Below are 19,359 nucleotides of genomic sequence, written 5' to 3'. Positions count from 1 at the left end.
GTTTCATTGTTCTTCCTTTTTTAATACTGACAGCAATTTTCAGTTAATTAGATTACGCCAAGAAACCTAACCCCCCAGCCCCCATTCCCACCTCTCCCTAACCCTCTCCTAAAAGGAGAGGGAAGCGGAAAAACTTTTTTTGTTGGAAGGGGGAGCCAAACTTCCCTCCCCTCATAGGGGAGCCAGTGCGTTGCGGAGCCAGTACTTGATGAGGGTTTCCCGACAGAGGTATCTGGCGTTGGGGTTCCCCCCGTTGAAGCAACTGGCGTGAGGGGTTGGGGCAGAGGTTCTTCTGTGGATGACTGAATTGGTGTTCTAGGGGCTTGCTTTTATTCAAAAATCGGCTGCAAATCTAAAACAAATCCTGGTAAAACATCTTCATCTTGAACAGTGCGGGGAGATTGTAAAATTTCAAGTTCTTGGTTAGGGCGATAAATTTCTACTTGCTTATCTTTAGGATTAATCAACCAACCCAAACGCAACCCATTGGCAATGTACTCCTGCATTTTTTCCCGAACATCTTCTAGTTCATCGCTTTCTGAAACGAGTTCTACCGCAAAGTCGGGACATAAAGGCAAGAATTTCTTTTTTTGCGCCGCAGTGAGAGCATCCCATCGTTCCATTTTTACCCAAGAAGCATCAGGGGAACGAGTTGCACCGTTAGGTAACCGAAAACCTGTAGAGGAATCAAAAGCTTTTCCCAATACATTTTGACGGTTCCAGAACCAAAGTTGACCTGATAAATCGAAGTTTCGGTTTCCTGTTTCTCCCCCAGTGGGCGGCATGATAATTAATTCTCCCTTGGCAGTAACTTCGAGTTGCAAATTTTGGTTTGCTGCGGCGAGTTGTTCAAATTGCTCATCAGTAAGTTTGAGAACTGGGGGTAATTGTAAGGTTACATTCATAGGGACTTCCTCCATGCGATCGCATATCCTGAAATTCTGGTAATCGGGCGTTATCGGCATAGCGGCGAATATTGCAGTTGATATAGGAATCATCGCATCACTAAATCTTATCTATCCTCTATCGCGTTCCCAATCACCAATCACTTTTTGCAAATACCATTCCTCTGACATTCCTGGATAGTCGTACTTCGCCTGATCAATCAATCTTTGGGCTATTTCCCAATATCCTCCAACCAGTCTCAACAGACGCTGTCGTAGTAACTTATACCTGGCGTTTCCTGAGTTAGAGCTAGGGGAGTTGATTTTGTTTAGGCTATCTAAGACTTCTTGGTAATTTCCCCAGTCTTCTTTTTCACAAAAGATACTTGCTGCACGCTGATAATCTTCAACAGCGCGTTCCATTTCTTCTAAGCAAGTGTAGGCAATGCCACGATTGTAGTAAGCTGTTGCATCATCGGGATTTATTTGCAGTGCTTGGGTATAGTCGTTAATTGCACCAAGATAATTCCCCATGACTCGATAGGCATTGCCTCTAGCAACATACAGCATTGCATCTTGGGGTTGCATCTGGAGTGCAGAGTTAAAATCGGCGATCGCCCCAGTATGATCCCCTATTTGAGAACGCGCTTTTCCTCGGTTGCGGTAAACTATGGCATCATCAAAATTCAGTCGCAGCGCTTGGTTAAAGTCGGAGATAGCCTCTCGATAATTTCCCTGTTTGCAACGCACCACCCCTCGACAGCAGTAGGCTTGTGCATCTTGTGGATCAACGCGCAACGCCCAGTTTAAATCCTCCATCGCCTCGCGGGTGTCTCCCTTTTCTGCTTTTTCCAGTAACTGCGCGAAATATTCTTTTTCAGATTTGATTGGCGCAATTGTGGGAGTTGCTTGCACAATTGCCGCAGGTTGTTCCTTTGGTTGGATCTGTTTAATTTTTTCTAGACACTGGCGACAGTTCTCTGTGTCCTTTTGCTGTAGATATAATTCTGCCGCTTTTTTAAAGTTGGCGATCGCATCTTGAATATACCCTTGTTTACGGCACACCGTCCCCCGTAAATTATAAGCCGCCGCATAATTTACATTGAGACGAATCACTTGTTCCACATCTGCAAGCGCCCCTGGCAGATTTTTCAGCGCCACTCGTGCCAACGCGCGACAGTAATAAGCTTCCACACTTTGGGGATCTAGCTTCAGCGCTTCTGTGAAGTCAGAAACAGCATTGAGTATTTCTCCTAAATCATAGTATGCTAAACCCCGTTGATAGTAAGCTTCAGGCAAGTAAGGTGCTAGCTGCAAAGCACGAGTAAATTCTTCAATCGCTCCAGCATAGTCTTTTTGCTGGGCTTTTTCCAATCCTTTATTGTAAAATTCGTCATTCATGGCATTTATTTGCAGGAGCAAGTCAGGATAAAGGTTGAAGGGGGAAATACTTCATACTTTACACTTCATACTTCAGCCTTGAGTTGACTCATTTCAAATTGTTCATGAAAATGACTAAATGACTAATGACTACCTTTACCGCTACCCACCCCTGTATCCTGGTGTCTTGCTAAGACGCTACAAGCGATTTTTTGCCGATGTTGAACTTGCTTCTGGGGGAATTGTAACAGCGCACTGCCCCAACACAGGACCAATGACAGGACTTTGTACTCCTGGGAGTGCAGTGCAGCTGTCTTATAGTGATAATCCTAACCGCAAACTTCCCTATACCTGGGAGATGATTCAGGTACACGATAATGAACCCACTTGGGTAGGCATAAATACTAATTTACCCAATAGGATTATCAAATTAGCTTTAGAAAAATACCTTTTTCCAGAATTGGGATATAGCCAAATTCGCACTGAAGTTCCCTACGGGGAAAATAAATCAAGTCGGGTGGACTTTTTGTTATTTCCTCATACAAACTTCAACATCCCATCTAGCGATTTGTTTCTAAATAGTGGTAAATTGGTATTAACTGAAAATAGCCGTCATATATATCTGGAAGTAAAAAATACAACTTGGGCGCAGACCAAGTTGGCACTATTTCCAGACACGGAAACAAGACGAGGACAAAAGCATTTGCGAGAACTGACAGCACTCTTACCCGAAAGTCGTGCAGTCATGCTTTACTTTATAAATCGAGGTGATTGCACTGAGTTTGCTCCTGGTGATAGTGCTGACCCTATGTATGGAAGACTGTTAAGGTCTGGCATGGATCTTGGTTTAGAAGTTTTACCTTGCCGTTTTGAAGTTAACCCAGAAGGTGTGCGTTATTTAGGTTTAGCAGAATGCAAGTTTTGAGCTTTAGGCATTGCGTCTGGCGACACACATGAGAGATAATGCCGCTTCTGGTGAATTGGGATTAATACCAGACAACCATTGGCTGAAACGATACTTCATGTGCGATCGACCATAAATGCCTTGTAAGACTTCCGCTCCAACTGTGTGGTTGTGAGGATATACTTTCACTGTGAACTACCTACACCTGTCTGAGTACAGACAAGGTGTAGGCTTCTGGCACGCTCGTAACGTTTCCAGAACTTCCTTCAAGGTACTATTAGTAGTAGAGTCACCCACTACCGGATTCCCTTTACGGCGTTTTATCGTTGGGAATAGTCCCAGCCCAACGCGCTTGACGTTGATGGATGCGTTCAGATCACGATCAACCCAAAGCAATTCTTTGTCGTCCCAATATTGGCGCATATCGCAGTCAGTAAAGACTATCTCGTCGCGAAACGCCAATAGTTGAGAGGTGTATGCAGGACTTACTGCAATCGTCCTAGTCCCAGCTTTCGCGGCTATGTATTCTAGGATGTTAAAAAACTGTCCAAAGGCAGCATCATTCCAGGATTTGTTTAAGCCAGACTTGCGGAACTGACCATTGGGTAAAAATTTACCGTCCTCGTCTTGTTTTGCTTTATTGCGTTTTGACAACGCTTTAAGGTTTAAGTCTTCATGAACAAAAACCTTCTTGCCTGTCCGTATCAATTTATGGGCAGTCTTGAAAGCGTGGTCTCTTCTCGCTCTAGCAATACGTTGATGTTCGCGTCCTTGACGTTTGGCAAGTTTGCGTCGCGACCTACTTCCCTTGTTTTTCTTCTCTTTGCGTTGCGACACAGACGCCAAGCGCTTTTCAGACTTCCTGAAACACTTCAAAGAAGGTAATTTAGTCCCTTGTGAAGTTGCTAAATAGTCTTCTTCATGCAATACCGCGTCGATCCCCAATGTGTTCTCCCAAGTGGGAGTAACTTCATCTGGGTTGAATGTTGGAACACTTGGATCTTCTAAGCAAATTGTTGCATACCACCCATCAGATTTTTTGGTAAGCAACATATTTTTGAGCGTGAACCCATCTGGTAAAGGACGATGTAAACCTACCTTCAGCCAGCCTTTTAACTTTGAAATTGACAAAAATAACCAATCTTTTTCTGTTCTTTGAATGGTTACGGCTTGTCCCTCAACTCTCAAAGTGCGGTAACGCGCTGAATTTTTAAAACGTGGGCGTCCACTCCGTTTTCCGTTGCTGTCTCCTTGGAGGAAACGCTTAAATGCCAGGTCTACACGCTTTGACACATCTTGTAGTGTTTGAGACGGCACACTAGTAAAATCTAGCAATTCACCAGAGTGTTGAACAGTAATCAAATCTTTTTTTAGGATTGGCAACTGCTTTTTCTGAGAGTAAAAGTCTGGGTTTTCTCGTAAGTCCGGCAACGAGCAAGTTAACGCGCATGAATTAATATCACTGCGGTTATTCTGCCACCAATCAAACCTGTCCCCAAGCTGCTTGTTGTACCAATACTGACTAATACGCAACCAACTATTTAGTTGGTGTTTTTGATTAGTGTCGGGGTAAGCGCGGTATTGATAGTTAAGCAGCACGCTCGAAATCACTTCCTTGATATGTTTTAGTGTTATATTTATTTTAACCAGCCGCATACATAGTGTCAAGGATGTCAAACGCTTTTATCTCTCGTGCCAGAGGGCTTTCAGATTTAAAGGCTCATTTAGTGTTAACTACAAAATACCGAAAACCTGTTTTTACAGGTGAAATGATTAATAGGTTGAAAGAAATCTTGAACGAATTATTATCAAAATGGGACTGCGAAGTGGTTGATTTTAACGGTGAGGAAGACCACGTACATCTCCTGTTCCGTTACACTCCTCAAACTGAACTACCCAAATTTATTAACAATCTTAAGACTGTAACCAGCCGTTATCTACGCAAAGAATTCCCTGACAGAGTTAATCGGTTCTACCATAAGGACGTACTTTGGAACGGGTCGTACTTTATTGCTTCTTGTGGCGGCGTAACCGTTGAAACGTTGAAGAAATATGTGGAGTCTCAAAACAAACCAGATTAAACTTCGATTATTAGTTTTCAACACGGAGATAGGCAACTCCTCATCGACATCACTTCCGCGTTGACCGGGGCGTCAACATAGGTCGGATGTCAATTCGTCTTGCCCGCCTTATATCCCGGCACTAAACGGAGTACCGTTATAGTGCGGGGCTTACGGCGAAGAAGCTAAAGAGTGCATTTTCCCGCAGCCCGCTAGTGCTAGACCTATTTGCTGGCTGTGGTGGTTTATCTGTTGGGTTTGAGGCACAGGGTTTCGCAACACACGGGTTTGAAATGGATGCTGATTCCTGTGCTACGCATAGAAAAAACTTAAAGGGAAACTGTACTCAAGTTCTCCTCACACCTGAGACAGAATTACCACCAGCTGAAGTAGTCGTAGGAGGACCGCCCTGTCAACCTTTCAGTGTGGGAGGAAAACAAAAAGGTTTACAAGATTCACGGGACGGATTTCCAATTTTTCTTAGTGCAGTAAAGAGGCTTCGTCCTGAAATTTGCTTATTTGAAAATGTTCGTGGGCTTCTTTATAAAAACAAGTGGTACTTAGATGAAATTGTTCAAGCATTACAGGATTTAGGGTTTATAGTAGAATGGAAATTATTAAATGCAGTTGATTTTGGTGTTCCTCAAAACCGAGAGCGTCTTATAGTAGTGGGACACAAAGGAAACTTCAGATTTCCTAAGATATTTGAGAGAAAAATTAGTCCAGGCGAAGCTTTAGGAGAACTTGCTTTCCTGTCACCTTCAGAATCGAAGTTTCTTACACCTAGCATGGATGAATATGTAGCAAAGTATGAAAAAGCATCCTTTTGCAAACGTCCCCGAGACCTTCATTTAGATAAACCAGCAAGAACTTTGACTTGTAGAAACTTAGCTGGTGCAACAGGTGATATGCACAGAATTAAACTTCCTGATGGTAGGCGGCGACGTTTATTTCTAAGAGAAGCTGCTAGATTACAGAGCTTTCCAGATTGGTTTGAATTTGTAGGAACAGAAACAAGTTGTTTTAATCAAGTAGGTAATGCAGTACCACCATTATTTGCATTTCATCTAGCAGGAAGTGTTAGAGATTATTTACAATCTAGTTGCAGATTGTCTCCAAGCGAGATAGAACAACGTCAATCACCGATACAGTTATCGCTACCATTCTAGGTTCTTTAATGTCTCAAGTACCTCAGTATCTTTCCACATCAAATAAACCAGAACAACTCACAGCAAAAAAATTGGTTGTATTTGATAGAAGCCGTTCACAGTTCAGGTCCAATTTCTCCTATACGCCTTCTAGAACTGAAAAAGCTCACAGAGCAATGTGAAGCAGAGATCATTTTCGTTACAGCTTTTCTTGAGCGCAACACATTTCGTCAATTTGCACCTGAAATTGCCTGGGAAACAGAGGTTTGGATTGCCGACGCACCCGATCATATAATCCATTTTGATGGTGAAAAATTCTTAGGTCCCTCGGAGTGCGAAATAATCTGTGTAATCTTAGGGCAGATTCTGAACAAACAAATGCCTGAACCAAATCCTGTAAATCCTTGGAAATGCAAACCTTATTGTGTCAGCCCTAGTCTATACTGCTGACACGTATGATGCTAATTTATATATCGATGCTTTGGTAGCAATTTCGTCCTTTCTCTTTTGCTTGATATAATGCTTTATCTGCTGCATTAATCAAAGCTTGTACAGAACCATTGTGAGAAGGGAAAACTGTAGCAATGCCAAAGCTGAGGGTGACATATTGCCTTACCAAAGAAGCGATATGTGGGAGATTAAGTTGTCTGACCTTTTTTTGGATAAATTGAACAACCTGTATTGCTCCGTTACTGTCCGTATTTGGCAAAAGCACCGCAAACTCTTCGCCACCATAACGAGCGACTAAATCGGCTGGACGCTTAACAGCACTACTAATTGCTTGAGCAATTTCGATTAAACAAGTATCACCACCTGGATGACCGTACGTATCGTTATAAAGCTTAAAATAATCGACATCGCACAAAATGAGCGATAAAGGATTTTGCTCCCTTGCTAACCGTAGCCACTCTTTTTTAAGGTATTGATCAAAACGTCGTCGATTGGCAAGCTGAGTGAGTCCATCAAGGTTAGCTAGGCGTTGCAGTTCCTGATTGGCTATTTGCAACTGCTGGTAAAGTTCCGATTGCTGAATGGCAATCATTAATTGATCAGCGACTGTCATAGTCACTTCTACTTCTGAATCCTGCCATGTAGATTGTTTGTTTTTTCCTAAAGTCAGGCTACCCCAAAGTGTTGAATCGATTTGGATTGGCACCATCAGCAATGCTCCCGAAAAGAGCTGAGCAAACTTAGAGTTAATTTGATCATCCATAGTTGTAGTAGTATCGTTAATACGCACAACTTCTAATTTTTTGATTTGCTCAGCAATTTTATTGCCCTCATCTGGGATATCCATTTCCAAAAAACTTGCTAAGTCAGGAGTTTGAAGATATTCTGCTACGTGCTTCCAAAGTTTTTGGCTTGGTATGTACTGAACAATTTCTACTCGATCAGCTTGCAAGAGTTGAGCAGTCTCAGTCGCAGCGGTGTTGAAGATAGTTTGCAAGTCGAGTGAGTTACGAATTGTATGAATGACTCGATTCAAAGCTTTTTCTTTTTCTGCCTGCAATCGTAATGCTTCTTCTGCTTGTTTTATATCAGTGACATCTACAATAAGCCCATCCCAAACAATCCGTCCATTATCGAAACTACGGGGTGATGAACGAAAATGCAACCACTTGAGTTTGCCACTAGGCGTTCGTATTCTCAGTTGAATGTTGAAAACTGATAAATTTCTTATCGTCTCATAAGTTACTTGTAGCAACTTTGGGTAGTCCTCCTCTACAAATTGGTTGAGGAGGAGACTCAAATCCTTTAAGGCATCTTCTGCTTTGACTTCACAAATATTTTCTATGCCTGCACTAATGTAGTGTAAGCGGTAGCTGCGATTTTGTTCACGGGCTACTTGGTAGATTGCACCATTAGGCAGGTTATCACCGATAGAACGCAGCAGTGTCTCCCGCTCTGCTAAAGCTAGTTCTGTTCGCCTGCGCTCGGTAATATCAACGGCGACACCCCCCACTAGCTGTTGCCCAGACAAACTTTTAATGGGAAACTTGTACACCAAAACATCGCCTACGGTACCATCTCGTCGGGGAGCAGTTTCAATGACTTCCAAAACCTGATTGGATACGGCAACCTTTTTGATATTATCAATCCACTGCTGGGCAAACTCCGCAGGATACAAATCAAATATAGTTTTCCCGATTATACTGTCAGTCGCTTGCTGGATTGTCCGGAGGTAGGTTTGACTGGCGTACAGTATTGTGCCATCTGCATCTGTTATCCACGCGGAAGCTGGACTGTGGTTCATAAAAGCTTGGAAGCGTTCTTCACTTTCCCGCAGGGCTGCTTCGGCTGCTTTGCGCTCATTAATGTCTATTAAATAGCCCACAAACTCCACAGGATTGCCATTTTTATTTCGGACGAGTTTCATGTGGGTTTCGAGCCAGCAATATGTGCCGTCAGCACACAAGAACCGATATTGGTGGGAGTTATAATTCGTTTCAAAAATTTGCGGTATCTCTTTCAAGACGCGTTCGATATCTTCTGGATGGACGTGACTTCTCCAAAAATCAGAGTTATCTAAAAAGTCTTGTGGCTGGTGTCCTAAAATTGCAGTAACGTTTTCACTGATAAAGGTAGCTCCATAATCCCCATTAGGTCTGCAACTGAAAATAACTGCTGAGCTAGCTGTAAGTAGATACTTTAAGCGATCGCGAACTTCGCACAGTTCTGATTGTGTCCGTTTGAGGTTGGTAATATCTCGTCCTTCTGGAATCAGCAGCACCACCTCACCTGATTCATCTCGCACTGGCTTGAGCGAAAAGTCAAAATCTGTCATGACGCCATCAGCATCTGGTAAAGTGACTTCTGTGCGGATGAATTGTCCTGCTGCTGCTTGGGCGATCGCTGCTTTCAAGTTCTCTTGAATTTCTACTGTACTACTCCAGCAAGAAAGCTCGCAGAAAGGTCGGTTGATCACATCTTCTCGTCGCGCTTTAATAAAATCCAGCGCTCCTTGGTTCAGTTCCAACACTGTACCGTCAGGAGTGAGAAGCCCGATCAATTGGAATGTCTGTTCAAAGATGGCTCGGAATTTGCGCTCACTTTCTTGGAGTGCTTGTGCGACTCGTTGGCGTTCATAAAGTTCTTGCTGCAATCGCTGATTGCTCATTGCAAGTTCTGCTGTCCGCTCCCTGACGCGCAATTCCAAAGTGGCATTCATCTGCACTAAAGCTTCTTCAGCTTGTTTGCGTTTGGTGATGTCAATTGCAGTGCTAAGCACCAATCGCCTGCCATTTGGATCTTTGCCTAAAGGGGCAGAATAAAAGTCCCAAACGCGCTGATTCCTGTTACGCGTGCGGATAGTGTATTCTCCATCTGCAACACGGCAATCCAAATTGTATAAGCGGTCAATCAATTCTGTGACAAATTCTTGACGCTTTCCGTAGGCTCGTTCTGTCCACTGGGCAATAGTCGGGATATCTTCAGGCTTGTATCCAGTGATCTGTGTCCAAGCATGATTAATTTGCACAACCTCTCCGTCCTCTGCATGAATCATAATGGGCAGTGGAGAGTACATCACAGCACGTCGGAATTGCTGTTCTGATTCCCGTAGTTTTTGCTCTGCTTTTTGACGCTGGGCTTCTACCTGGTTGATTGACTTAGCGTTCGAGAAGATGAGAATCGAGAGTATGACGATTATGAACACGGTTTGCAAAGCGTGAATTAATATCTGGTCATAATTCTTGTTCTCAAGCCCCCAAATAGTTAACCAATTCATTGCAGGCGGCACAATGATTGCCCAGGGTAATAAGCGACGTGCGATCGCCCCACCGATTGAGGAGCTGTTCACGGTCTGCATTAGCCCTTTGTTTGGATGAGTAAATAAAATCCCCACACACAGTACAATGAATGTCACAGCCATCAGCGGTATTGCCGTTGTGGAAACGTCAAACTTATATAAAACGCCTACTTCAAACAGGTAACCAACCAGTGCTGATGTTGCGCTCAAACCTACAACACAACTTAGGCTCTGAGCAAGCCAATGACACTGCCTAGTTTTTTGTGCTAGCAACAAAAGGGCAATCCCCAGGAGCACAAAATTAAATGCTGTAATTTCCGTCATTCGCCCTGGGTAGGGAGAGGTAAAAGTTGGGATTCCATCATCAAACAGCAATTCATCAATGCCGAAATTCCATCCAACAACATACTCGCTAAGAGTGAGTAAACCGATGGTTACTGTCAGCATTGCGCATCCTTGGGCAATGAGATAGAGCCACCGAGGAAGTCGTCGCTGCAACAGTCCTAGCGATACGCCTATTAACAAGAGGCACACAGCTGTATTTGGCTTGATTGTGTAAGGACTGCCAGGGAAGCCATACTTAAGTAGACGAACGTCAAGCAGCCAACCCAGCAAGACACCGCACCCCATGAGGGTAACAAAGGCTACTGCAAATTGACCAACACGTTTATTCATTTGTAGTAAAATAATTGGTTCAAGTTTTTTGGCTGGCTCAGATCAGTAAGTCTTTTTTTATTTGACTCAAAGCTAAGAAAAAGATCTCAATCCGTTTTTGCTACCAAAAATCAACTGTGTTGTTGATTTGTTCTAACACAGCCAGAAATTGCTCTTGGAGCAATGCCCACAGCAATTTTTTTCTTTTTTATTTGTTTTATAATAATGAGTTGGGTATTCAAATTCATCTCCCTAAGATTTTTCACAAAATTTAATATGCTCAATTTTCAATAGAGCAAAAATACCTTTTATATTTTGTAACAAATAACAAGAGACTAAAATGTTAAAATAAAATGTTATAACATATACTTTTTAAAAATACATTTTCCACTTGTCAAGTTTTTGAAAAAGAATATTAGACAAAAGTTAGTACGAAAAAATATTAAATTATAGTTGAATCATTAAAAATTTCTAATTTAGATTTTAGTTGAATGAAAAGAGTTTTCATTTATTACAGCACCTTGCAAGTAAATGAAGTACAACGCGCTTTGTCTAAAAGCCGAGACACTAAACCCTTTTTACTTCTGAGTTCTGAGTTCTGAATTGTGCTGTATTATCAATAATATGTGGAACATCCTTGGCAATTACCAAACAAGAAATGTCTCAGAAAGAAGCTATGAGTCCTTGGAAATACAAACCCTGGTGGTGTCAGCCTTGGTCTATTCTTCTCACAGGTGTGATGCTGATAAGTGGTAGCTGGGTAATATTTCAGACAGTTTGGTTGACGGTTCTTGTCTGTGTGCCTGTATTGACATGGATGGGTTTCTTTTTGATCATCTGGCCCAAACTCGTTATCAGCAGTGGCATTTTGGAATCTGAGCAGGATACAGTTTGACACTCCTCGGGCTAAAGCCGCGAGGATTCTTGGTTCATTGACTCGCCGTTAGACGACAGGTTTGCACCAATCGCCCAAGAGGGCAAATCACGCCTGCGCGACGTTCCCGTGTGCCCCACGGTACTGAGTCCCAATTTAAGGATATTGATGGCTGCGTTCACGTCTCTATCCGCTACAAATCCACAATGTGGACAAACATGAGTTCTAGTAGATAGGGACTTTTTAACTTTTTGACCACAACTAGAGCAGTTCTGAGACGTATTATGAGGCGGGACTGCAACAGTCACCTTCCCATATTTGTGACCAAAATACTCTAACCATGATCGGAAAGTTGACCAGCCAGCGTCAGATATTGACTTAGCCAGATGACGATGACGTACCAAGCCTTTGACATTCAAGTCTTCATAGGCTACCAAATCGTTAGATTGGATGACGGAGTATGCAACACGTTTGCAATACTCTTTTCGTTGCCTACTTACTCTTAAATGTTTACGGGCATATCGATTTCTGGCTTTGTGGTAGTTGGTTGATTGTGGTTGTTTCGCCTTTTTCTTTTTGGGGTCGTACTTCTTGGATTTTTTACGGTTAGCACGATTTAATTGCTTTTCAGATTTGCGATAAAACTGGGGAGACTGTTCTACATTGCCTTTATCATCAGCAATGAAATATTTCAACCCCAGGTCAATGCCAACCATTTCTTTTGTTGGTCGAGTCTCAACCTTAATATCAACATCAATTGCAAATTGAGCATAGTACCCATCGGCACGACGTACCAATCGAACACGCTTAATCTGTTTAATGTTGTAGTAATTAAGATCATAGGTTCCTTTTAATTTCAAGGTTCCTATTCCCTTTTTATCTGAAAAAGTTATGGCTTTTCGGGTATTTGAAAATTTCCAACCACTAGTCTTATATTCAACAGAACGGCAGTGTTTTTTAAATCGTGGAAATCCCTTCTTACCCTTAATTTTCTTTTTGCAATTGTCGTAAAATCGAGCTATCGCACTCCAAGCACGTTCCGCCGCAGATTGGCGAGCCATTGAATTGAGTTCATCCGCAAAGGGAAACTCGGCAGCAAGTACTGCACAATGTTTGTTTAGATCATATCTATTCAAACTAGTACCCTTGTTATCCATCCAGTAACGCAAACACTTGTTCTGAATGAACTGACTAGTGCGAATAGCATCGTCTATTGCTCTATACTGCCTGTCTTTTCCCTTGACTTTGAACTCGTAAATTATCACTGGTTTCGACCTAACCAACACAAAATTTATGTTAGCACATTTACATAAAGCCGTCCTAAAAGGACGGGGTTTTAGACCCAAATTTTCGATAAAAACGTTTCGTAATTCCTCCTCCATTCCTCTCACCGCTGAATCCAAACGATTACACCGGGAGTCTCCTGGAGGTTTGAGATGAATGTTTAGATGCATCAAATCATTTGTTTGTGTCTAAAGATGGATTGCCAAAACCCATCGACTGCAACATTTTTTCTCGCTTCTTACGTGCAATTTCTTGCAGGTCAACTGTTCTATCAGTTTCATCTACAATCTCACCAGTTATTACCTCAAGTACATCTTCCAAGGTCACAACACCAGAGACGTTACCATATTCATCCACTACTACTGCAAGATGCTGACGGGCTTCTAGGAAGCTTTTAAGCAGTTTATCTGCCCGAATTGTCTCAGGAACAAAGTGAACTTTCCGAGTCAGAGTAGCGATTTTTTGATTGTCCTTTCCTTCAACCAACGCTGTCAGCAAGTTCTGTTTTAAAGCAAACCCAATGACTTGATCAATAGAGTCATCAATTACAATAATTCGGGTATGTTGGGAGGCGATAATATCTGTTTTCCCCTCGGCAAGAGTCAGATCGCCACGTATGTATGTCAGCATGATTTGGGGTGTCATTACGTCAGCCGCTATCAAATCATTCAATCGAAACACCCGTTGAATCATTTCTGCTTCACCGCTTTCGATAATCCCCTCCTGGTGACCGATATTCGCCAATAGCTTTATTTCAGCCTCATTGGTTGTCGGTCTTTTTTTGCCTTTGGCAAAGGGTGCCGTCACATTTTCTAGAATCCAAACTAAAGGTGTGAAGGCAATAGAAAGTGCAGTAACAGGTAGAGCTGCAAGTGTGGCTATTTGTTCGGCATAACGCTCTCCAATTGTCTTCGGAATGATTTCACCAAAGATGATAATCAGGAAGGTCAATACTCCTGAAAATACACCTAGCCACGTGTCTCCTAATACTTTAGTAGCAATACTACCTGTGAGAATACTGCCAATGATGTTGAAAGTATTGTTGAGAATGACAATGGTCGCAATAGGTCGATTCATTTTTTCACGAATCGCCAAAAGTGCAACTGCTGATGGGTTTTTTGACTGAGCTAATTGTCGGACTCTCAGCACAGAAACAGAAAACAGCGCTGTCTCTATACTAGAACAAACCGCTGAACCTAAAATAACAACAAGCACTAGGATAATAAGCTGTAGCATATTGTTTCCCAAATATGGGAATGGAAAGTTGTGGTTAGCTAGTATGGTTCAAAATCAATTGACCACTTGACTACCATGACTACGGGGATCATCCTGACTACTTGTTGGTGCTACTGGTGCATTAAATTGGGAGACTTTCCCACTTGCTTGAGCATAAGGCAAAGGCGAACCAGCAACCAAAGCCTCCACGTTACTTGATAGAATGGTGCGAGGTTGGTCACCAATTGCCTGCGCGACAGGTTCCCCATTCTTATTTAAATACACGAAATGGGGAATGCCATCTACCCGATATTTCAACATCTCTGGCAACCACTTGGTGTTATCCACATTCAGCATGACAAAATTCACCTTGTCAGCATACTGCTGTTCCAGTTGCGCGATATCTGGTGCCATTTTCTGGCAGACAGTACACCAATCAGCATAGAACTCCATCAGTGATGGCTTACTATTGGTTAAAGCGACATCTATTGGTGTAGACTGCTCACCTAACTGAGCAAGAGTTGGAGAGGTTGTCTGAGTTCGTAGTCCCAAAACTAGAGCAACGCTTAGGGCGATCGCCACTATTGCAATTAAGAAATTTCTCAAGCGCGCCCCAACCTTAGCTTCGGATTTTTCTGGAGAATGAACAGGTGAATCGCTACTCATAACAGATTTATTACAACTTATTAAGTATTACTTTCTTCAGTTTAACCTGCTCTGTTTCGTCCTTAGCCTCTAATGCGTCTAAAGCCCTCCGGGCATGCGCCTGAGCGCAGAGCGCTCCCTTCGGGTACGGCGTAGAGCGGTTCGCAAAACTAATAGAATAAAAATCTATCCCCAGATGCTTGGGGAATTTACCAAATACAACTGTGAAAAAACGAGTCACCCTCACTTTCCCCAAACGCGTCGTTCAAATGCCAGTCACCTACCGATTGGCAAGAGATTTTAACGTTGCTGCCAATATTATTCGCGCTCAGGTTGCGCCGAATCAAATTGGTAAACTGGTCGTGGAACTCTCGGGAGATATTGATGAATTGGATGCAGCGATTGAGTGGATGCGATCGCAAAACATCACTGTCTCCCAAGCATTAGGGGAAATTATCATTGATGAAGATGTCTGCGTCCACTGTGGCTTGTGTACAGGAGTTTGCCCAACAGAAGCCTTAAAAATCGATCCCCAAACGGATAAGCTGACATTTACGCGATCGCGCTGCATTGTTTGCGAACAGTGTATTCCCACTTGTCCTGTGGAGGCAATCTCGACAAACCTTTAAAACTGGTAACTCACAGGATTGACTCATAAATAGTGAAAATTTGCGACTTCACTTTATGACTGAGAGCCCCTATGATATTACTCGGTCATTTGACATCAATCCACTAAGCAGGTTTCCTATGCCCACCGTAGCGATTGTTTATTTTTCCGGTGCTGGTCATACTCATCTTATGGCTCAAGCCGTTGCTGAAGGCGCAAGCAAAGTAGAGGGTACGACTGTTGAGGTTTTGCGGATTATTGGCGAGCAGATTGTCAATGGTCGCTGGAAAGATGATGCAACGATAGAAAAGCTGAACGGTGCTGATGCGATTGTGTTTGGTACACCTACCTACATGGGTGGTGCAGCGGCTCAGTTTAAGGCATTTATTGATGCAGCTAGCGGAATTTGGTTCCAACACGGATGGAAAGATAAAATCGCTGCTGGCTTTACGCACTCTAGTTCTCCCAGCGGCGATAAACAGGGAACACTGTTATATTTGGCAACAAACGCAGCTCAGCACGGTATGATTTGGGTGAATGTGGGAGATTTGCAAAGCTTTTTGTTTGGGAAGGATGATGGGGTAAATCGACTAGGGGGATTTTTGGGCGTTATGGGTCAAAGCCAACTCGATATGAGCGGTAAGGAAGCAGAAATAGATCCAGGCGATCGCCTGACCTCAGAACGCTTTGGGCAACGCATTGCAGAGGCAACAAAACGTTGGGTTGGGTAAACCCTGATCAAATGAGAGCGAGACTGTAACCAGTTCTCCTCTCTTTATGAATTCAGCTTAAAGACATCTGCTAGTACACCAGCATCTCCTACTAGCTTATGCTCTGCCGGAGAATCATAAACTACCAGTAGTGAAGGTACCCCAGCTATATCTTGAAATAGAGTCATTCCCTCAGCGTGGTCGTCTCTATTTCCATATGGGATATCAAGCACAACCTCTGGGTGATTGAGAACATTTTCTCGTAAATTAACACCATTCTTCAAACGATAAACTTGCACAGGACCATCTAAATCCATTGTTGGTCCTGCTAAAATCAATAAGTCTTCTCCATCTAAAAATAAATCCCGAATTCCCAAGCCATTCAAGAAGATAAAATGCTTCTTGTATCTCTTATTTTCCTCTCCAATTGTCTTCAATCTCAGCAGTTCGGGACTAGAGTTTTCTAACTCTATTTCCAGCATCACAGACCAACCTCGCAACACCGGACCGCGCAAACCTAGAAAAACTCGGTTTTGATAAACGGCTATTCCCTCAATGTCAAAGCCATTATCTTTACCTGGAATTGTAGCTTTCACAAAAAAGCCCAAATGTGGATCATCTGCCAAAGCTTCCATAAGCAAGTTACCTTGTTGCGTCACCTCAACTTTGGCAGCCCTCAATTGTACATCAGGATTTTCTGGATGTGGGCATGATGGAAATAATTCACCATCCACCAGCGGAATACGTCCGATGATATAACGATTAGGTTCTGATGTAATTGTTGCTAGTCTTTTAATATTTTTTTCATCAGAATGTTTGGGTTTAGGTTTTTTACGTTTATAGCTATGAGAACCTATCAACCACAGGTAATAATCACTATATGCTAACCCTTCAATATCAATTTCCTCTTCTTCTGGTGCAGGTAAAGAGATAAATTCGGCTACGTGGAATTGTTTATGTTCTGCGAAATTTTTGGCATCTACAAAAGATAGACGTTCAATAGTTGAGGTTTCATCTGACCCCAACCACAAATGCTTCTCCGGAGTTAGCAGTACTGCTGAGATATCTTTACGATGTTCTTTAAAGCTATCAGTAAAACTTAGAAAAACTTGATTTATGAGAGATGAATTGTGCATTGCAAATAACCCCAAAGAAAATTATATCAAAAATGTGAGCGTTATTAATATAACTTAAAAAATCAGTGTTTCCCGCAAAGCCATGACGCTATCTCATCATAGTCTGTCATTATAGATAGTAGAAAGATCTAACTTTCAGCGGGAATATATTTCTTAATAATTAGATAAGATAAAAAATAACAACACATAGATGAAATTGTTTAACTAATGCTACCATTCAATAACCTCATTTAGTTAGGTGTTAGTATCTCAAGGTGTATCAATCAGAATGACATTAGCTACAAAACCGAAGGTCGAAACTCTAGGACATTACGCTTGTGACGCGATTCAAAAACACTTTAAGAAAACCTTAAAGTGGGAAACAGCAGTCAAAAAAGATAAAGATCCAGAAGCACTGCATCAAATGCGAGTGGGGATGCGTCGCCTACGCACGGCTGTAACTGGGTTTTCGTCAGCGTTAGATCTGCCAAAGGCTGCAAGTGATAAAAATATCGGTAAAATTGCGCGTCGTCTTGGTAATCTCCGGGATTTAGACGTGCTCAAAGAGACTTTGGAAAACTTTGAGCAATCCCATTTACCTCGTAAAGAACAGGAGTCTCTAGAAACAGCTTTGGATGCGTTAAGTAAACAACGTGAAGAAGTTCTGGCAGATGTGAAGTCAACATTCAAGGATGAGCGTTATAAGTCTCTCAAACAGACATTAAAGGAGTGGTTGGAGGAACCATCTTATCAACCACTGGCATCTTTACCAATTCAGCAAGTGCTACCAGATTTACTTTTACCAGAGGTGAGTGAATTCTTTCTGCATCCAGGTTGGCTGATTGGTAGCCAAGTAGAGGGAGCAGAGATTGTTATTTCTAGAAAGTGGGATTCCCAGAAGGTAGAGCAAGAATTAGCAACGAATGGGGACACTCTCCACAGTTTACGCAAACAAGCCAAACGCTTGCGCTACCAAATGGAGTTATTTACTGACTTATACGGCGAGTCTTATACGGCTTGTCTTGCAGACGTAAAAAGTATCCAAGAAATTTTGGGAGGAATGCAAGATAGTGTAGTTTTAGCCGAGTGGGTTGCAGATGTCTTCAAGTCAGAAATCCACCAAGAGCTTCCTACCCTTGCTTCTTTGTTAGCTCAAAATCGTTACAAGTTATGGCAGCAGTGGCAACCATTACAGCAGCGATATCTGAAAGCTGAGACAAGACAAGGATTTCATTTAACAATAATGCATCCAATGTAAGGCTTTAACTGGTGAGTAAGCTGTTCTATAAATAAGCTTACATTATTTGGGCGGGCAAGATGCCCACCCCACAAGTCACAAGTTCCAAGCCCCAAGATTGGAGAGCGCTTATTCTATGATTAAACCACAAATCGTAGGGTGGGTATTGCTTAGAGCCAATGTAATGGACATTTGAGATATTGGTGAGCAATGCCCACCTCATACCATTTTGGATTTTAGATTTGAGATTTTGGATTGTCAAAGAGTTATTCGTAATCGCTTTTAGCGCTAAGAAAGTCGCAATCATTTTTCACGCTTGGTATTACAGGAAACCACTTTGTCTGTGGGGTTATTGTGAATTCTGGGTTCTTCTCAAGTGACAATTAACTCGTTAAGCCTTTGACGATCGCATTTGCCATTGCCTCTGCATTGTATAAATTCATATCTTTTTGCGAATCAATAAAACAACTTTCTATAAGAATCGCAGGCATCTTTGTATTTTTGAGGACAAATAAGTGGTTACCACTCTTAACGCCGCGATTAGAAAATCCTAGCCTGACGATTTCATTTAAGACAGAATGAGCAATTTTACTGCCTTTTTCGCTAATCGCAAAGACTTCTGTTCCATGTGCTTGACCATTAAAAAAATTGAAATGTATGGAGACAAAAACATCAACATCAGCCGCATTAGCTGTATCACATCTTTTTCCTAGAGATTCTTTGACTGTATCAGCTTTTGATGGTTTACATGATATTGCTTCATGCCCTAAACCTTTTAACTTTGCTATCACTCGATTGCCTAGGTCTAAAGTTAAATTATCCTCAATTTGTATCCCTCTAGCTCCAGTATCAGGAGGACAATTATGACCAATATCAATTCCAAATTTCATCGGA

At 42.3% G+C, this 19,359-nt stretch carries 18 protein-coding genes and 1 pseudogene; 8 read left to right on the top strand and 11 right to left on the bottom strand.

What is annotated here, in order from left to right; genetic code table 11:
- Positions 1–329 precede the first annotated feature (329 nt).
- Together V5G28_RS12920 and V5G28_RS12915 are read right to left on the bottom strand one after the other, a co-directional pair.
- Positions 330–905 (bottom strand): Uma2 family endonuclease, encoded by a 576-nt coding sequence (locus tag V5G28_RS12920; protein ID WP_332992263.1) that lies wholly within the window; start codon positions 903–905, stop codon positions 330–332.
- Between the two features lie 111 nt (positions 906–1,016).
- Positions 1,017–2,285 (bottom strand): tetratricopeptide repeat protein, encoded by a 1,269-nt coding sequence (locus tag V5G28_RS12915; protein ID WP_332992207.1) that lies wholly within the window; start codon positions 2,283–2,285, stop codon positions 1,017–1,019.
- 118 nt (positions 2,286–2,403) lie between these two features.
- Between V5G28_RS12915 and sfsA the strand changes: the two genes are divergently transcribed.
- Positions 2,404–3,189: a DNA/RNA nuclease SfsA gene (gene sfsA / locus V5G28_RS12910; protein ID WP_332992205.1), complete on the top strand. Its 786-nt coding sequence runs from the start codon at positions 2,404–2,406 to the stop codon at positions 3,187–3,189.
- 3 nt (positions 3,190–3,192) lie between these two features.
- On the opposite strand, the gene V5G28_RS12905 is transcribed toward sfsA, so the two are convergent.
- Both V5G28_RS12905 and V5G28_RS12900 read right to left on the bottom strand, forming a co-directional pair.
- Positions 3,193–3,357 carry a hypothetical protein gene (locus V5G28_RS12905; RefSeq protein ID WP_332992203.1) on the bottom strand — a complete coding sequence of 55 codons (165 nt, stop codon included), beginning with the start codon at positions 3,355–3,357 and terminating at the stop codon, positions 3,193–3,195.
- Between the two features lie 6 nt (positions 3,358–3,363).
- Positions 3,364–4,767: an RNA-guided endonuclease InsQ/TnpB family protein gene (locus V5G28_RS12900; RefSeq protein ID WP_332992201.1), complete on the bottom strand. Its 1,404-nt coding sequence runs from the start codon at positions 4,765–4,767 to the stop codon at positions 3,364–3,366.
- A 71-nt stretch (positions 4,768–4,838) separates the two neighbouring features.
- On the opposite strand from V5G28_RS12900, the gene tnpA reads away from it, so the two are divergent.
- From tnpA to V5G28_RS36700, 3 genes are all read left to right on the top strand, one after another.
- Positions 4,839–5,249, top strand: a complete 411-nt coding sequence (gene tnpA, locus V5G28_RS12895) for an IS200/IS605 family transposase (protein WP_332992199.1) — start codon at positions 4,839–4,841, stop codon at positions 5,247–5,249.
- Positions 5,250–5,443: 194 nt separating this feature from the next.
- Positions 5,444–6,397 (top strand): DNA cytosine methyltransferase, encoded by a 954-nt coding sequence (locus tag V5G28_RS12890; RefSeq protein WP_332992197.1) that lies wholly within the window; start codon positions 5,444–5,446, stop codon positions 6,395–6,397.
- Positions 6,398–6,424: 27 nt separating this feature from the next.
- Positions 6,425–6,826 carry a BsuBI/PstI family type II restriction endonuclease gene (locus V5G28_RS36700; RefSeq protein ID WP_442994259.1) on the top strand — a complete coding sequence of 134 codons (402 nt, stop codon included), beginning with the start codon at positions 6,425–6,427 and terminating at the stop codon, positions 6,824–6,826.
- A gap of 16 nt (positions 6,827–6,842) precedes the next feature.
- Here the strand turns inward: V5G28_RS36700 and V5G28_RS12885 are convergent, their stop codons facing one another.
- Positions 6,843–10,799: a PAS domain S-box protein gene (locus tag V5G28_RS12885; protein ID WP_332992195.1), complete on the bottom strand. Its 3,957-nt coding sequence runs from the start codon at positions 10,797–10,799 to the stop codon at positions 6,843–6,845.
- Between the two features lie 637 nt (positions 10,800–11,436).
- On the opposite strand from V5G28_RS12885, the gene V5G28_RS12880 reads away from it, so the two are divergent.
- A complete protein-coding gene (locus tag V5G28_RS12880; RefSeq protein ID WP_332992193.1) occupies positions 11,437–11,673 on the top strand; it encodes a DUF6737 family protein in 237 nt (78 codons plus the stop codon).
- An 11-nt stretch (positions 11,674–11,684) separates the two neighbouring features.
- Here the strand turns inward: V5G28_RS12880 and V5G28_RS12875 are convergent, their stop codons facing one another.
- The 3 genes from V5G28_RS12875 to V5G28_RS12865 form a co-directional block, all read right to left on the bottom strand.
- Complete coding sequence (locus V5G28_RS12875) at positions 11,685–12,917, bottom strand: RNA-guided endonuclease InsQ/TnpB family protein (protein ID WP_332992261.1); 1,233 nt, start codon at positions 12,915–12,917, stop codon at positions 11,685–11,687.
- A gap of 193 nt (positions 12,918–13,110) precedes the next feature.
- Positions 13,111–14,172, bottom strand: a complete 1,062-nt coding sequence (locus tag V5G28_RS12870) for a hemolysin family protein (protein ID WP_096563107.1) — start codon at positions 14,170–14,172, stop codon at positions 13,111–13,113.
- A 54-nt stretch (positions 14,173–14,226) separates the two neighbouring features.
- Positions 14,227–14,817, bottom strand: a complete 591-nt coding sequence (locus V5G28_RS12865; protein WP_332992189.1) for a thioredoxin family protein — start codon at positions 14,815–14,817, stop codon at positions 14,227–14,229.
- 203 nt (positions 14,818–15,020) lie between these two features.
- On the opposite strand from V5G28_RS12865, the gene V5G28_RS12860 reads away from it, so the two are divergent.
- A complete protein-coding gene (locus tag V5G28_RS12860; protein WP_041033365.1) occupies positions 15,021–15,425 on the top strand; it encodes an NIL domain-containing protein in 405 nt (134 codons plus the stop codon).
- Positions 15,426–15,480: 55 nt separating this feature from the next.
- Complete coding sequence (locus V5G28_RS12855) at positions 15,481–16,134, top strand: flavodoxin family protein (protein WP_332992187.1); 654 nt, start codon at positions 15,481–15,483, stop codon at positions 16,132–16,134.
- A 44-nt stretch (positions 16,135–16,178) separates the two neighbouring features.
- Here V5G28_RS12855 and V5G28_RS12850 read toward each other — a convergent pair whose 3' ends face one another.
- Positions 16,179–17,249: a DUF3616 domain-containing protein gene (locus tag V5G28_RS12850; protein ID WP_332992185.1), complete on the bottom strand. Its 1,071-nt coding sequence runs from the start codon at positions 17,247–17,249 to the stop codon at positions 16,179–16,181.
- A 268-nt stretch (positions 17,250–17,517) separates the two neighbouring features.
- On the opposite strand from V5G28_RS12850, the gene V5G28_RS12845 reads away from it, so the two are divergent.
- A complete protein-coding gene (locus tag V5G28_RS12845) occupies positions 17,518–18,486 on the top strand; it encodes a CHAD domain-containing protein (RefSeq protein ID WP_332992183.1) in 969 nt (322 codons plus the stop codon).
- A gap of 37 nt (positions 18,487–18,523) precedes the next feature.
- Here the strand turns inward: V5G28_RS12845 and V5G28_RS12840 are convergent, their stop codons facing one another.
- Together V5G28_RS12840 and V5G28_RS12835 are read right to left on the bottom strand one after the other, a co-directional pair.
- Positions 18,524–18,772, bottom strand: coding sequence for a hypothetical protein (locus tag V5G28_RS12840; RefSeq protein WP_332992180.1), 249 nt, complete (start codon positions 18,770–18,772; stop codon positions 18,524–18,526).
- Between the two features lie 82 nt (positions 18,773–18,854).
- Positions 18,855–19,355: pseudogene (locus V5G28_RS12835) on the bottom strand (N-acetylmuramoyl-L-alanine amidase); the annotation flags it as partial.
- Between the last annotated feature and the right edge of the window lie 4 nt (positions 19,356–19,359).

The sequence above is a fragment of the Scytonema sp. PRP1 genome, assembly GCF_036697665.2.
GTDB classification, from domain to species: domain Bacteria; phylum Cyanobacteriota; class Cyanobacteriia; order Cyanobacteriales; family Nostocaceae; genus Kalymmatonema; species Kalymmatonema gypsitolerans.
Note: the sequence above shows the minus strand (reverse complement) of the source record. Positions and strands in the feature narration are given on the sequence as shown.

What these genes read in the sequence shown, in the direction of transcription:
- V5G28_RS12915 (WP_332992207.1), bottom strand. Translation starts at nt 2,285, where the DNA reads ATGAATGACGAATTTTACAATAAAGGATTGGAAAAAGCCCAGCAAAAA.
- V5G28_RS12850 (WP_332992185.1), bottom strand. Translation starts at nt 17,249, where the DNA reads ATGCACAATTCATCTCTCATAAATCAAGTTTTTCTAAGTTTTACTGAT.
- V5G28_RS12855 (WP_332992187.1), top strand. Translation starts at nt 15,481, where the DNA reads ATGACTGAGAGCCCCTATGATATTACTCGGTCATTTGACATCAATCCA.
- V5G28_RS12880 (WP_332992193.1), top strand. Translation starts at nt 11,437, where the DNA reads ATGTCTCAGAAAGAAGCTATGAGTCCTTGGAAATACAAACCCTGGTGG.
- V5G28_RS12865 (WP_332992189.1), bottom strand. Translation starts at nt 14,817, where the DNA reads ATGAGTAGCGATTCACCTGTTCATTCTCCAGAAAAATCCGAAGCTAAG.
- sfsA (WP_332992205.1), top strand. Translation starts at nt 2,404, where the DNA reads ATGACTAATGACTACCTTTACCGCTACCCACCCCTGTATCCTGGTGTC.
- tnpA (WP_332992199.1), top strand. Translation starts at nt 4,839, where the DNA reads ATGTCAAACGCTTTTATCTCTCGTGCCAGAGGGCTTTCAGATTTAAAG.
- V5G28_RS12885 (WP_332992195.1), bottom strand. Translation starts at nt 10,799, where the DNA reads ATGAATAAACGTGTTGGTCAATTTGCAGTAGCCTTTGTTACCCTCATG.
- V5G28_RS12920 (WP_332992263.1), bottom strand. Translation starts at nt 905, where the DNA reads ATGAATGTAACCTTACAATTACCCCCAGTTCTCAAACTTACTGATGAG.
- V5G28_RS12840 (WP_332992180.1), bottom strand. Translation starts at nt 18,772, where the DNA reads ATGATTGCGACTTTCTTAGCGCTAAAAGCGATTACGAATAACTCTTTG.
- V5G28_RS12870 (WP_096563107.1), bottom strand. Translation starts at nt 14,172, where the DNA reads ATGCTACAGCTTATTATCCTAGTGCTTGTTGTTATTTTAGGTTCAGCG.
- V5G28_RS12845 (WP_332992183.1), top strand. Translation starts at nt 17,518, where the DNA reads ATGACATTAGCTACAAAACCGAAGGTCGAAACTCTAGGACATTACGCT.